This is a genomic window from Mesorhizobium sp. M0001, assembly GCF_040324255.1.
Classification (GTDB): Bacteria; Pseudomonadota; Alphaproteobacteria; order Rhizobiales; family Rhizobiaceae; genus Mesorhizobium.
Genome location: NZ_JAMYVS010000004.1, coordinates 303,579 through 316,965, shown reverse-complemented (window position 1 = coordinate 316,965; position 13,387 = coordinate 303,579). Strand labels below are relative to the sequence as shown.

12 protein-coding genes are annotated in these 13,387 nt (G+C 63.3%); 6 read left to right on the top strand and 6 right to left on the bottom strand.

From position 1 onward, the window contains the following. Positions 1-138: 138 nt before the first annotated feature. The gene (locus NKK50_RS14375; RefSeq protein ID WP_023688556.1) at positions 139-1,596 is read left to right on the top strand and encodes an NCS1 family nucleobase:cation symporter-1; all 1,458 of its coding nucleotides are present in this window, start codon (positions 139-141) and stop codon (positions 1,594-1,596) included. A gap of 83 nt (positions 1,597-1,679) precedes the next feature. Here NKK50_RS14375 and NKK50_RS14370 read toward each other — a convergent pair whose 3' ends face one another. The 5 genes from NKK50_RS14370 to tpiA form a co-directional block, all read right to left on the bottom strand. Next, a complete protein-coding gene (locus tag NKK50_RS14370) occupies positions 1,680-2,216 on the bottom strand; it encodes a DUF1697 domain-containing protein (protein ID WP_352543578.1) in 537 nt (178 codons plus the stop codon). A 15-nt stretch (positions 2,217-2,231) separates the two neighbouring features. Continuing rightward, positions 2,232-3,869 carry a CTP synthase gene (gene pyrG / locus NKK50_RS14365; RefSeq protein ID WP_352543577.1) on the bottom strand — a complete coding sequence of 546 codons (1,638 nt, stop codon included), beginning with the start codon at positions 3,867-3,869 and terminating at the stop codon, positions 2,232-2,234. A 154-nt stretch (positions 3,870-4,023) separates the two neighbouring features. Beyond that, complete coding sequence (locus tag NKK50_RS14360; protein WP_023688557.1) at positions 4,024-5,142, bottom strand: L,D-transpeptidase; 1,119 nt, start codon at positions 5,140-5,142, stop codon at positions 4,024-4,026. Between the two features lie 201 nt (positions 5,143-5,343). Further along, the gene (gene secG / locus NKK50_RS14355) at positions 5,344-5,844 is read right to left on the bottom strand and encodes a preprotein translocase subunit SecG (RefSeq protein ID WP_023688558.1); all 501 of its coding nucleotides are present in this window, start codon (positions 5,842-5,844) and stop codon (positions 5,344-5,346) included. A 195-nt stretch (positions 5,845-6,039) separates the two neighbouring features. After that, positions 6,040-6,810, bottom strand: a complete 771-nt coding sequence (gene tpiA, locus NKK50_RS14350) for a triose-phosphate isomerase (protein ID WP_023671052.1) — start codon at positions 6,808-6,810, stop codon at positions 6,040-6,042. A gap of 147 nt (positions 6,811-6,957) precedes the next feature. Here tpiA and NKK50_RS14345 point away from each other — a divergent pair, with 147 nt between their 5' ends. From NKK50_RS14345 to NKK50_RS14325, 5 genes are read left to right on the top strand one after another with little or no spacing between them, the layout of a single operon-like run. Next, complete coding sequence (locus tag NKK50_RS14345) at positions 6,958-8,853, top strand: peptidylprolyl isomerase (protein WP_023688560.1); 1,896 nt, start codon at positions 6,958-6,960, stop codon at positions 8,851-8,853. Positions 8,854-8,884: 31 nt separating this feature from the next. Further along, positions 8,885-9,895: an anthranilate phosphoribosyltransferase gene (trpD, locus tag NKK50_RS14340; protein ID WP_352543576.1), complete on the top strand. Its 1,011-nt coding sequence runs from the start codon at positions 8,885-8,887 to the stop codon at positions 9,893-9,895. Between the two features lie 3 nt (positions 9,896-9,898). After that, complete coding sequence (gene trpC / locus NKK50_RS14335) at positions 9,899-10,711, top strand: indole-3-glycerol phosphate synthase TrpC (RefSeq protein ID WP_352543575.1); 813 nt, start codon at positions 9,899-9,901, stop codon at positions 10,709-10,711. 2 nt (positions 10,712-10,713) lie between these two features. Continuing rightward, positions 10,714-11,196 (top strand): cyclic pyranopterin monophosphate synthase MoaC, encoded by a 483-nt coding sequence (gene moaC / locus NKK50_RS14330; RefSeq protein ID WP_023684710.1) that lies wholly within the window; start codon positions 10,714-10,716, stop codon positions 11,194-11,196. Next, positions 11,197-12,402, top strand: coding sequence for a molybdopterin molybdotransferase MoeA (locus NKK50_RS14325; protein WP_023693454.1), 1,206 nt, complete (start codon positions 11,197-11,199; stop codon positions 12,400-12,402). A gap of 45 nt (positions 12,403-12,447) precedes the next feature. Here NKK50_RS14325 and NKK50_RS14320 read toward each other — a convergent pair whose 3' ends face one another. Beyond that, complete coding sequence (locus tag NKK50_RS14320; protein WP_352543574.1) at positions 12,448-13,278, bottom strand: hormone-sensitive lipase; 831 nt, start codon at positions 13,276-13,278, stop codon at positions 12,448-12,450. Positions 13,279-13,387 lie beyond the last annotated feature (109 nt).

Here is a 13,387-nt window from a genome sequence, read left to right as displayed (position 1 = left end):
ATCGATAAGCGCTGTTCTCATTGAATATCTTTAAGGCCAAAGCCGGCAAATGGATTGCTTGCCGGTTCCCCTGCGTCAGGCATAACCTGCGCAGTCGACGCGTGAGGGCGCGTGCGGCATCAAGGGGAGGACATCGCAGTGACCATACAAGGCGCATCACCTGATCTATACAATGAGGATCTGGCTCCGGCCAAAGTCCGAAACTGGGGGCCGTTCTCGATCTTCAACGTCTGGACGTCGGACGTCCACAGCCTCTGGGGCTATTATCTCGCCGCAAGCCTGTTCCTGTTTTGCGGCGGCTTCGTCAATTTCATCATCGCCATCGGCATCGGTTCGCTGATCATCTACGCGCTGATGAACATGGTCGGCTATGCCGGCGTGAAGACCGGCGTGCCCTACCCCGTGCTGGCGCGCGCCTCCTTCGGCATCTGGGGCGCCAACATTCCGGCCCTGGTGCGCGCCATCGTCGCCTGCTTCTGGTACGGCGCGCAGACGGCGGCGGCATCGGGCGCGATCGTGGCGTTGCTGATCCGCTCGCAATGGTTCGCCGATTTCAACGCCAACACGCATTTCCTCGGCCACACGGGTCTGGAAGTGATCTGTTTTGTGGTCATCTGGGCACTGCAATTGCTGATCATCCAGAACGGCATGGAAACGGTGCGCCGCTTCCAGGATTGGGCCGGACCGGCGGTGTGGGTGATGATGTTGATCCTGGCGATCTATCTCTGTGTAAAATCCGGGAGATTTGCCTTCACCAGCGACATCCCGATGGATGTGCTGCTCGACAAGACAAAGGATGCCGGCGTACCCGGAACCCCTGGCTCCTGGACGTCGCTGTTTGCGGTGGCGGCGATCTGGGTCACCTATTTCTCAGCGCTCTATCTCAATTTCTGCGATTTCGCCCGCTATGCCCCAGACAAGGCATCGCTGCGCAAGGGCAACATCTGGGGCCTGCCGATCAATCTCATCCTGTTCTCGCTGGTCGCCGGCGTGACCACCATCGCTGCCTTCGACGTGTATGGCGAAGTGCTTCTGCATCCCGACCAGATCTCGGCGAAATTCGACAGCTGGTTCCTGGCAGCGCTTGCAGCCCTGACTTTTGCCGTGGCGACGCTCGGCATCAATGTGGTGGCAAACTTCGTCTCGCCGGCCTTCGACTTCTCCAATGTCTTTCCCCGGCAGATCGACTTCAAGAAGGGCGGCTATATCGCAGCTGTTATCGCGCTGGTGCTCTATCCCTTCGCGCCGTGGGAAGGCAGTGCCGCATCTTTCGTCAACGTCATCGGCGCGACGATGGGGCCGATCTTCGGGGTGATGATGGTCGACTACTATCTGATCCGGAAGGGCGAGGTCGACGTCGAGGCACTGTACCGCGAAGATGGCGAGTTCCGCTTCCAGGGCGGCTGGCACGTCAACGCCTTCATAGCAGCCGGCATCGGCGCCATCTTCTCCTCGGTCCTGCCGAACTTCACCAATTTGCTGCCGGCATGGTGGGGCGTTTATGGCTGGTTTTTCGGCGTCGGCATTGCAGGGGTCATCTACTACGTCCTTCGCACCGCCGCCCTTGGCGCAGGGGCCAGGACGGCGAAGGCGTGAAATGAGAGATAGGGAGTAGTCAGTAGCCAGTAGGGAATAGTATAACCCCTACTCCCTACTCCCTACTCCCTACTCCCTACTCCCTACTCCACCATCTCAGCCAACCTCCGCACCGTGTTCCAGTTGCGTGCGGTGCCGATGCCCATGCGCTTGTGGTTCATGGCAGCGAGCAGCCGCGAGCTTGGCCGCTGGCGCGAAAAGACGACCCAGATGTCGCCGTCGACCGAAGCCACCCTCTCGTCCTCGGCGGCATAGGCCTGGAGCGCGGCCGCACCATCCGCTGGCGCTGGCTCGCGCATCACCCGCACGGCCACCTGATCGCCTGCCTCGGCAGAGTCGGCCGGGAATGGGTTGCCGGCGGCAAGTTTCAGCCAATCCTCGGCAGTGCGCACGATGATGACGACATTGCGGCCGAAGGTTTTTTCGAAGGCCGTTTCCAGCCGCTGTTCCAGCTTGGCGATGCCGGTCGCCCGTGTCTCGAAGACCAGATTGCCGGTCGCCACCAGGGTGCGCGGGTTCTTCAGCCCAAGCTGTTCTGCCATCGCCTTGAGGTCGGCCATGACGACCCGGCGGCCTTCGCCGAGGATAATGCTGTAGAGCAGCGCAACATAGGTTTGCATGGCAACGCGGCCTGCTTATACCAGCCGCGACTGGTCCACCGCGGCCGAGATGAAGCTGGCGAACAGCGGATGCGGCTCGAGCGGCCGGCTCTTCAGCTCCGGGTGATACTGGACGCCGATAAACCAGGGATGGTCGGGATATTCGACCGTTTCCGGCAGCACACCGTCGGGCGACATGCCGGCAAACACCAGGCCGCAATCCTCAAGCCGCTCCTTGTAGTCGATGTTGACCTCGTAGCGGTGGCGATGGCGCTCGGAAATCTGGGTGTCGCCATAGATGTCGGCGATCTTCGAACCCTTGGCGAGTTCAGCCTGATAGGCGCCGAGCCGCATGGTGCCGCCGAGATCGCCGGTTTCGGGGCGCTTCTCCAGCATGTTGCCTTTCAGCCATTCGGTCATCAGGCCGACGACCGGCTCGTCGGTCGGACCGAATTCGGTCGACGAGGCGTGTTCGACGCCGGCCAGCGAGCGCGCCGCCTCGATGCAGGCCATCTGCATGCCGAAGCAGATTCCGAAATACGGCACCTTGCGCTCGCGGGCGAATTTCGCCGCCAGGATCTTGCCTTCCGAGCCGCGCTCGCCGAAGCCGCCGGGCACCAGGATGCCGTGCACCTTTTCCAGCCACGGCGTGGGGTCTTCCTTCTCGAAAATCTCGCTCTCGATCCAGTCGAGCTTGACCTTGACGCGGTTGGCCATGCCGCCATGCGACAAAGCCTCGATCAGCGATTTGTAGGCATCCTTGAGGCCGGTGTATTTGCCGACAATGGCAATCGTCACCTCGCCTTCCGGATTGTGGATGCGGTTGGACACGGCCTGCCAGGGCTCCATGCGCGGCTTCGGCGCCGGATCGATACCGAAGGCGGCCAGCACTTCCGAATCGAGCCCTTCCTTGTGGTAAGCCATCGGCACGTCATAGATGTGGGGCACGTCGAGCGCCTGGATGACGGCACTTTCGCGCACATTGCAGAACAGCGACAGTTTTCTGCGCTCTTCCTTGGGGATGGCGCGGTCGGCGCGGACCAGCAGGATATCGGGCGCGATGCCGATGCCGCGCAGTTCCTTGACCGAATGCTGGGTCGGCTTGGTCTTCAGCTCGCCGGCCGTCGGGATGTAAGGCATCAAGGTCAGGTGGACATAGACGGCGTTGTTGCGCGGCAGATCGTTGCCGAGCTGGCGGATAGCCTCGAGAAACGGCATCGCCTCGATATCGCCAACCGTGCCGCCGATCTCGCACAGCACGAAATCATAGTCGTCATTGCCGTCGAGGACGAAATTCTTGATCTCGTCGGTGACGTGCGGAATGACCTGCACGGTGGCGCCGAGATAGTCACCGCGCCGTTCGCGCTCGATGATGTTCTTGTAGATGCGGCCGGTGGTGATGTTGTCCTGCTGGTTGGCCGAGCGGCCGGTGAAGCGCTCGTAATGGCCAAGATCGAGATCGGTCTCGGCGCCGTCATCGGTGACGAAAACCTCGCCATGCTGGTAAGGCGACATCGTTCCGGGATCGACATTGAGATAGGGATCGAGCTTTTTGATGCGTGCGCGATAGCCTCGCGCCTGCAAGAGAGCCCCAAGGGCCGCTGCAGCGATGCCTTTTCCAAGTGAGGAAACCACGCCGCCTGTGATGAATACATATCGCGCCATGGGAGTCATCGCTTAACGCGGCCGAATTGATTCCGCCAGAGAAAAAACCGCCGCTGAGGCTTTTTCCAGAGAAGGCGCGATAGTCCCGAGGTTCGAGACTGGTGTTTTGGTCAAAACAAAAGGGCCGGCAAAAGCCGGCCCTTTCGGCAGGTTTGTGAAAGCGTCAGATGATGACGACCTTGGTGCCGACCCTGACGCGGCTGTAGAGGTCCATGACGTGCTCGTTGATCATGCGGAAGCAGCCATTGGAAGCGCTGGTTCCGATCGACTGCGGCGCGATGGTGCCGTGGATGCGCAGATGCGTGTCCTTCTTGCCATCGTAGAGATAGATGGCGCGGGCGCCGAGCGGGTTCTGGCCGCCGCCGGGCATGCCGTCCTTGTACTGGCCATAATGCTTGGGTTCTCGCTTCTGCATGTCGAGCGTCGGGATCCAGCGCGGCCATTCCTGCTTGTCGCCAACGGCAACCTTGCCCTTGAACTGCAGGCCTTCGCGGCCGACCGCGATCGCATAGCGGCGGGCGGTGAAAGCCGATTCGACGAGGTAGAGGCGGCGCGCGCTGGTATCGATGACGATCGTACCCGGCTCGTAGCCGCTGAATTCGACGTCCTGCGGCACGAATTCCGGCTTCACCTTGAACTGTTTCTTGGCTTGCCGCTTGGCGAGAGCCTGGTCGAGAGCGCGCGTCTCGGGGAGATAGGCAATGGACGAGGCAGAGGACGTGCCGCCGAACAGGCCGGCGAACAGTCCGCCACTCGTCGGCTTCTGGCCCGGGGCCTCGCTGCGCAATTCGCCATTGTTGCCGGTCAGCGCGATATTCATCGCTTCGGCCGGAAGCGGTTCGGCCGATTCGATCGGCTCGACCGGCGCGATCGGGTCAACCGGAGCGATGATCTTGGTGATCTTCTTGCCTGGCTTGGCGTCAGCGATCACCACCGGCTTGCCCTTGCTGGCCAGGAACGCCTGGCGCTGGGCGTCGGCCCTGGCTTTCGCCGCATCGCGCATCGCCACCTTGCGGGCCTCGAGCGCCTTGACGCGGGCGAGATCCCTGTCGGCGGCGATCTTGTCTTCGAGCTTGCTGATCTGAGCCAGATCATCCGGGCTCGGGTTTTTCTTCTTCTTGAGAAGCTTCAGCTGCGTCGCATCGCTCTTGGCGGCGACGTTGATGACAGCGGTTTTGCCAACCGCCTGCGGTGAGGTCATTGCCGGAGTGCCGGCGAAGGCCGCGGAGCTCATGCCGAATACGGCACAAAACCCCATGAAAATGAAGCTGCGAAGCTGCATGGCGAAGATCCGATCGTTCAATGCTTGTTGCCCACGGCGTCGCCCGGCGCCCCCCAAGGGCGCAGAAAGTGCCGCCGGCAATCTATAATCGAAGTGGCGTACGGGCCTCAAGCACGGGGTGCCGTCGAATCTTCGTGATCGTGTGCCATTTGCCGCGACTGTGTTGAAACAACAACAGATCGCGGCATCTGACCGTACCGACTACTGGTTCGGAACCTGCGGCGTGACCGGCAAGGTAACGCCATTGGTAGCCGGCGGCGCAGCCGAATCGGTTGCAGGTGGCGTCGCCGGAGATGGAGCCGTCGCCGGGGCTGTGGTGGCGGGAGCCGTCGCGGGCGGCGTCGTGGCGGCGCCGTTGGCCGCGGGCGCGGCCGGTGCGGTGTTGCCCGAAGGCGGCGTCGGCGCCGTCGTGCCGGGCAACTGATTGAGCACGCCGTTGCCGCTGTCGGCCGGCACGCGGTCGAGAATGTCGATCGGTTTTTCGCCATAGCGGGCAACGATCGAGAGTGTCAGCGACGTCACGAAGAAGGCCGCGGCCAGGATCGCCGTCGCCCGCGTCAGCGCATTGGCGGCGCCACGCGCGGTCATGAAACCGGAACCGCCGCCAATGCCGAGACCACCGCCTTCGGAGCGTTGCAGCAGCACCACGCCGACAAGGGCGAGCACGACCATGAGGTGGATGACGATCAGTACGGTTTCCATATTTTATCCTGGCAAGCCCTGCCGCTCCCTGGCGATCAGGGCCGGTGATTTGGAGGCGGCTCCATACAATGCTTTAACGGCATTTCCAAGCCCGTGGCCGGAATATGGGAAGCAATGCGCCCTTTGCAACGATTTCCGCCGAACTGCTGCGTTCATAAGTCGATGACGGAACTGGTCGGCAACGAAATTCCGGGCCTACGCGATATTCTGGTATGCCTCGGCGATGGCGAGAAAGTCGGACGCCTTCAGGCTGGCGCCGCCAACCAGCGCGCCATCGACGTTTTTGACGCCCAGCAGTTCGACCGCGTTGGACGCCTTGACCGAGCCGCCATAGAGGATGCGCATCTTGCCGGCCACGGCTGCGCCGAGCGCTTCCGCCAGTTTTTGGCGGATATGCGCGTGCGCCTCCGCCACGTCTTCGGCGGTCGGCGTCAGGCCGGTGCCGATAGCCCATACCGGCTCGTAGGCGATAACGGTGTTGGCGGGCGTTGCGCTCGGTGGCACCGAGCCGGCGACCTGCCGCGACAACACGTCGAGTGCTGTGCCCGCTTCACGCTCCGCCTTGGTCTCGCCGATGCAGATGATGGCGACGAGCCCTGCCCGCCACGCCGCCGAGGCCTTGGCGAGGACGATGGCATCGTCCTCGCTGCGCTGTTCGCGGCACTCGGAATGGCCGACAATGACGTGGCTGGCGCCCGCATCCTTCAGCATCTCGGCTGAGACACAGCCGGTGAAGGCGCCGCTTTCCTTGATGTGGCAGTCCTCGCCACCGGCCCGCACCGGCGTGCGCGACAGGATTTCGACGGCGCGCGACAGTAAGGTCGCCGGCACGCAGACCAATGCTTCGGTCTCTGCGTCGAGCCCGCTCATGAAGCCGTTGCCGATCATCCTGAGCTCGTTCAGCGAAGCGCTGGTGCCGTTCATTTTCCAGTTGCCGGCAACGAGCGGTCGAATTCCTGGCGTCATGGGGATCTGGTTCTCCGGGCGACATTGGGGTCTCGCCCTCCCTATCAAAATCAGGCCACAAAGCAATCGACAGTGAGCCGGAAGGGCGCTATTGCGCTTGTTTCAGACTCGGGCGCACGCAAAACTGCGCAAAAATCGGAAGTAACAATGCTTGGTATATTGAGAAGCGCGGCAGGGACCTGGGTCGCGAAAGCCCTGCTGTCGCTGCTGGTGTTGAGTTTCCTTGCCTGGGGCGTCACCACGCGGATGACGGGCGGCTTCCTGGCTGGCCATCATGCGGTGATCACCGCCGGCAGCACCACCGTGTCGATCACCGAGTACCGCCTCGCCTACGATCGCCAGATCGCCATGCTGCAGCAGCAGATCGGCCAGCGCATCAGCCGCGACCAGGCCAAGGCCTATGGCATCGACAACCAGGTGCTGGCTCAGTTGGTGTCCGGCGCCGTCCTTGACGAACAGGCGCGCAAGCTCGGGCTTGGCTTCTCCAAGGACAGGCTGGCCGAACTGACGCGGCAGGAACCCGCCTTCCAAGGCCCGAATGGCCAGTTCGACCGCCGGCTGTTCGAATCCCGGCTGCGCGAACTGGGAATGCGGCCGGAGGATTATCTGAAGAACCGGGCTCAGGTGGCGGTGCGCCAGCAGATCGTCGAAGCGGTTTCGGACGGCCTCAAGGCTCCGGACACCTTCTTCAAGGCAGTTGCGCTCTATCGGGGCGAAGACCGCACCATCGACTATCTGATCTTGCCAAAGGCGTTGGTGGAGCCCATCGAGGCGCCATCCGACAGCGTGCTTCAGGCTTATTTCGAGGCCAACAAGAAAACCTACGCGGCGCCAGAATACCGCAAATTCTCCTATGTCCGGCTCGAGCCCGAAGACATCATGGATGTCAGCGCCGTAACGGACCAGCAGGTCAGCGACGACTACAACAAGAACAAGGGCCGCTACACCACGCCGGAAATGCGCACCATCGAACAGCTGGTGTTCCCTTCCGCGGACGCCGCCAAGGCGGCATCCGATTCGCTGAAGACGGGCGCCACTTTCGACAAGATCGTCACCGCGCAGGGCAAGACCCCGGCCGACACGCTGCTCGGCACGCTCTCCAAGGATAAGATCACCGACAAGGCGGTCGCCGATGCCGCATTCGCGCTTGCCGTCAACGAAGTCAGCCCGGTCGTCCAGGGCGCGTTCGGTCCGGTGCTTTTGCGCGTCACCGAGATCAAACCGGAAACGGTGAAGCCGCTGGCGGAAGTGTCAGACCAGATCCGAAAGGATCTGGCGCTCGGCGAAGCAAGCCGCATCCTGCTCGACGTGCACGACAACTACGAAGACACCCGCGCCGCCGGCAGCACGCTGGCCGAAGCCGCCGCCAAACTGAAGCTCAAGGACGTCACCGTCGAGGCCATAGACCGCACCGGCCTCAAGCCGGACGGCACCATCATCAAGGACCTGCCGGCATCGCCGGACCTGATCAAGGCGGTGTTCGAGGCCGAGCCCAACACCGAGAATCAAGCCCTGACCACGCCTAACAACGGCTTCGTGTTCTATGAACTGACATCGATCACGCCGGCTCGCGACCGCACGCTGGACGAAGTCCGCCAGCGCGTGGTGGCGGACTGGACGACAGAGGAAACGACCAAGCGGCTGACCGCGAAAGCAGACGAACTCGACAAGCGCCTCAAGGCTGGCACCACACTCGACGTCATCGCCGGCGAACTGAAGCTTGAAAAGCAGACCAAGCGCGGCGTGAAGCGCGAGGCCGACGATGTCGATTTCGGCAAGGAGGGTGCTGCTGCGATGTTCGGGGTCGGCGAAGGCGGCACCGGGCTGATCCCCTCGCCCACCGGCGACGGCCAGATCCTGTTCAAGGTCGCCGAAGTGTTCGAGCCGGCCGGAGCCGACGCCAGCTCGGTACCCGACGATGCGCAAAAATCCTTCACGCAAGGCATGTCCGACGATCTGCTCGACCAGCTGGTGGCGCAGTTGCAGACGCAGTACGCCGTCAGCGTCGACCAGGCCGCCGTTTCCCAAGCCCTCGCCCAATGAATGGCCTTAGCCCAATGAACGTCTTGGCCCAATGAGCGCCCTGAAGACCCATATCGCCAAGGTCGCCACGGGAAGCGGGCTTACCTTCGAGGAAGCGCGCGAAGCTTTCGACATCATCATGTCTGGCGACGCGACGCCGGGCCAGATCGGCGGCTTCCTGATGGCGTTGCGCGTGCGCGGGGAGACCGTGAGCGAGATTTCCGGCGCCGTCGCCACCATGCGTGCCAAGATGCTGCGCGTCGAAGCTCCTGAGGGCGCCATCGACATTGTCGGCACGGGCGGCGACAATTCGCATTCAGTCAACATCTCGACCGCTTCGGCCTTCGTCATTGCCGGCTGCGGCGTGCCGGTCGCCAAGCACGGCAATCGCGGCCTGTCGTCGCTGACGGGCGCTGCCGATGTGCTGGTCGCGCTCGGCGTCAAGATCGATATCCTGCCAGAGGTGATCGGCCGCTGCATCCAGGAGGCCGGCGTCGGCTTCATGTTCGCGCCGGCGCACCACCCTGCGATGAAGCATGTCGGCCCGACCCGCGTCGAGCTCGGCACGCGTACCATCTTCAACCTGCTCGGACCGCTGTCCAATCCGGCTGGCGTCAGCAGGCAGATGGTCGGCGTGTTCCTGCCGGAATGGATCGTGCCGGTGGCCGAGACATTGAAGGCGTTGGGCACCGAGCATGCCTGGGTGGTCCATGGGGATGGCTATGACGAAATCACCACCACCGGCGAAACGCAGGTGGCGGAACTGGCCGGCGGCGAGATCCGCCATTTCACGCTCACCCCGGAAGCCGTCGGCCTGCAGCGCCACACCAAGGACGAGTTGCGCGGCGGCGACGCCGCCTACAATGCCACGGCGTTGCGCGACATGCTGAGAGGTGCTGCCGGGGCCTATCGCGATACGGTGCTGATGAACGCCGGCGCCGGCATGGTGGTGGCCGGCAAGGCGACGACGCTTGCCGACGGCATGGCCGCGGCCACACAGGCCATCGACAGCGGCCGGGCGCTGGGCGTGCTCGACAGGCTGGTCGAGATTTCGAACGGATGAGCCGTGGCTGACATTCTGCGCAAGATCGAGGCCTACAAGCGCGACGAGATCGCGGCGGCGAAGGCGCGGATACCGTTGGCCGAGATCAAGGCGCGAGCCAAGGATGCCGACGCACCGCGTGGCTTTCGGAGGGCGCTTGAGGCGAAGCGCAGATCGGGCAGCTTCGGCCTGATCGCCGAGATCAAAAAGGCAAGCCCATCCAAAGGCTTGATCCGTGCCGATTTCGACCCGCCCGCACTGGCGCAGGCCTATGAGAAAGGCGGTGCCGCCTGTCTTTCGGTGCTGACCGATGCGCCATCCTTCCAGGGCGCGCCGGAATTTCTCACCAATGCACGGAAGGCAGTGTCCCTGCCCGCGCTGCGCAAGGATTTCCTGTTCGACCCTTACCAGGTCTACGAGGCTCGCGCATGGGGCGCCGATGCCATCCTGATCATCATGGCCAGCGTCGATGATGCCTTGGCGAGCGAATTGGAAGCGACCGCGTTCGAACTCGGCATGGACGCGCTGATCGAGGTGCATGACGAGGCCGAGACGCAGCGCGCGGTAAAACTCTCGTCGCAGCTGATCGGCATCAACAACCGCAATCTCAGAACATTCGAGACCAGCCTCGAGATCTCGGAACGGCTGGCATCGATGGTGCCGGGCGGCCGATTGCTGGTCAGCGAGAGCGGAATTTTCACCCACGACGATTGCTTCAGGATGCAAAAGACCGGCATCAGCACCTTCCTCGTCGGCGAGAGCCTGATGCGGCAAGAGGATGTCGCTGCGGCAACGCGGCTGCTTTTGACAGGCAAGGCGAAAGCAGAGGCCATCTGAGGATGGCAGCCGCCCTCACCCATCTCGGCGCCAAGGGCGAGGCCAACATGGTCGATGTCGGCGAGAAGGCGGAGACGACGCGCACGGCGGTCGCCGAGGGCTTTGTCTCGATGCGGGCCGAAACCCTGAAGATGATCCTCGACGGCGACGCCAAGAAGGGCGATGTGCTGGGTACCGCGCGCATTGCCGGCATCATGGCTGCCAAGAAAACGCATGAGCTGATCCCACTCTGCCATCCGCTGCTTTTGACCAAGGTGTCGGTCGACATCGAACCGGACACCACGCTGCCCGGCCTCAGGGTCACCGCGCTCGCCCGCGTCACCGGCAAGACCGGGGTCGAGATGGAGGCGCTGACCGCGGCATCTGTCGCGTGCCTGACCATTTACGACATGGCCAAGGCGGTCGACCGCGCCATGGTGATTTCCGGTATAAAGCTGGTGGAAAAGACCGGCGGCAAGTCCGGCGACTACAAGGCGGGTTCGTAAATGGCGCTGGTTCCGGTCGCCGAGGCGCTTCAACGCCTACTCGACGGCGCTGTGGCGTTGCCCGGTGAAAGCGTCGCGCTGGCGGATTCGGCCGGCCGGGTGCTGGCGGAGCCGGTCGTGGCGCTGCGTACCCAGCCGCCTTTCAATGCATCTGCCATGGACGGCTATGCCGCACGGGCGCGGGATGTGGCGACCCTCCCGGCGAGGCTTTCGGTGATCGGCAAGGCGCCTGCAGGGCGAGGCTTTGACGGCGCTGTAGGTAAGGCGGAAGCTGTGCGCATCTTCACCGGCGCGCCGCTGCCGGAAGGCGCAGACACCATCGTCATCCAGGAGAATGTCCGCGATCTCGGCGGTGGCCGGATCGAGGTCACCGAACCGACGGCGAAGAACCGTAACATCCGCCGCCTTGGACTGGATTTTGCCCAAGGCGACGTGCTGCTGGAGAAAGGCCGCGTGCTCGATCCGGCTGCATTGTCGCTGGCGGCGTCGGCCAATCATCCCCGGTTGAACGTGGTGCAACGGCCGCTGGTCGCCATCATCGCCACCGGCGACGAATTGCTGCCACCGGGTAGCGAACCTGGCCCCGACCAGATCATCTCGTCCAACGCCTATGGCGTCGCTGCTGTGGCGCAGTCGGTCGGCGCTCGCGCGCTCGATCTCGGTATAGCGGCCGATCGCAAGGAAGCGATCGCGGCGCTGGTGAAAAAGGCGGTCGATGCGAAAGCCGACGTCATCGTCACGCTCGGCGGCGCCTCGGTCGGCGACCATGATCTCGTCCATGACGTGCTGACCGGCGAAGGCATGAACCTCGACTTCTGGAAGCTCGCCATGCGCCCGGGCAAGCCGCTGATGTTCGGGCGGCTGGGCGATATCAGGTGCATCGGCCTGCCCGGCAATCCGGTGGCGAGCCTGGTCTGCTCGCAATTGTTCCTGAAGCCGTTATTGGCGCAGCTCGGCGGCCGTCCCCACCGGCAGGACATCCGCCAGGCTCAGCTTGGCGCCGCGATGCCGGCCAATGATCTAAGGCAAGACTATGTGCGCGCCGTGGTCCGGGAAGAAGCCGGCGCATTGGTGGCGACGCCGTTCGGCATCCAGGATTCCTCGATGCTGAGAATGCTGGCCGACGCCACCGGCCTGATCGTGCGCGAGCCCTTCGCTCCGGCGGCAGAAGCAGGCGCTGCTTGCAGCGTTCTGATGTTGCGCTGAAGGTCGCGGATCCAAGCCGTTAATTCCAAGAGATAAGACTGGTTGTTACTCCGCCAGCAATGTCCGCGTCAGCGGATGTGTCGGATCGGCAAGCCCGTCGACGATGCTGAAATGATGCCGGTCCGGCTCGACCACTGTGCTGGTCGTGGCGCCGAGGCCGATCCAGATGTTGGCAAGCAGCGCATTCTGGCGCAGGAACTCCGCCCGCTCGCCGCCGCCAGCCCAGCAGGTGATGCGCGCGCCCTGCATGGGGCGCAGCAGAACCGGGCTTTCGGCCAGTGCTTCCGCTTCATCGATGGCCAGTGTCGCGTTCATCCCCGTCCGCATGATCGGCCGCAGATCATGAACCCCGGAGATCGAGACGACATTGCGTATGCGGCCGGCCACATCGGCGGCCAGAGGCGTCGTTGTCGTCACCATCCTGGAGGCGAGATGGCCGCCGGCGGAATGCCCGGTCAGGATCACCGGCCCGCCGACCATCGTCGCCGCCTTGCCGATCGCCGCCGCGATTTCCCTGACGATGCCGGAAATGCGTATGTCGGGACAAAGCGTGTAAGTCGGGATTGCCACGGCAAAGCCATTGGCAACCGCGCCGTTGGCCAGATGCGACCATGGCTTGTTGTCGAACGCCTTCCAGTAACCGCCATGGATGAAGACGACGAGCCCTTTGGGCATGACATCGGGAAGGAACAGATCGAGCCTGTTGCGTGGACTGTCGCCATAGGAGATGTCGAGCTTGGCCCGACCGGACGCCGACATTGTGTCGCGAAAAGCCTGTGCCGGTGTGTCCCACGCGGCCGGCCAGCGATTGCTGCCGGCAATGTTGTCGCCGTTGGCGTAGGCATTGTCCCAATCGGCAACACGATGTTCGAGCATCTGCATCCCTCCCGGATGGCTTCAGTTCAGTCGACAGGAATGGCCGCCGAACAGGGCGGCGTCAATGCTGCGACCTAAAAACATTTTAGGCTTGAAACAAATTTCGACT

Excerpts from the sequence above, each read along its gene's own strand:
- NKK50_RS14370 (WP_352543578.1), bottom strand. The coding sequence starts at position 2,216 with ATGCAAACCTATGTTGCGCTGCTCTACAGCATTATCCTCGGCGAAGGC.
- pyrG (WP_352543577.1), bottom strand. The coding sequence starts at position 3,869 with ATGACTCCCATGGCGCGATATGTATTCATCACAGGCGGCGTGGTTTCC.
- NKK50_RS14360 (WP_023688557.1), bottom strand. The coding sequence starts at position 5,142 with ATGCAGCTTCGCAGCTTCATTTTCATGGGGTTTTGTGCCGTATTCGGC.
- secG (WP_023688558.1), bottom strand. The coding sequence starts at position 5,844 with ATGGAAACCGTACTGATCGTCATCCACCTCATGGTCGTGCTCGCCCTT.
- tpiA (WP_023671052.1), bottom strand. The coding sequence starts at position 6,810 with ATGACGCCAGGAATTCGACCGCTCGTTGCCGGCAACTGGAAAATGAAC.
- NKK50_RS14345 (WP_023688560.1), top strand. The coding sequence starts at position 6,958 with ATGCTTGGTATATTGAGAAGCGCGGCAGGGACCTGGGTCGCGAAAGCC.
- trpD (WP_352543576.1), top strand. The coding sequence starts at position 8,885 with ATGAGCGCCCTGAAGACCCATATCGCCAAGGTCGCCACGGGAAGCGGG.
- moaC (WP_023684710.1), top strand. The coding sequence starts at position 10,714 with ATGGCAGCCGCCCTCACCCATCTCGGCGCCAAGGGCGAGGCCAACATG.
- NKK50_RS14325 (WP_023693454.1), top strand. The coding sequence starts at position 11,197 with ATGGCGCTGGTTCCGGTCGCCGAGGCGCTTCAACGCCTACTCGACGGC.
- NKK50_RS14320 (WP_352543574.1), bottom strand. The coding sequence starts at position 13,278 with ATGCTCGAACATCGTGTTGCCGATTGGGACAATGCCTACGCCAACGGC.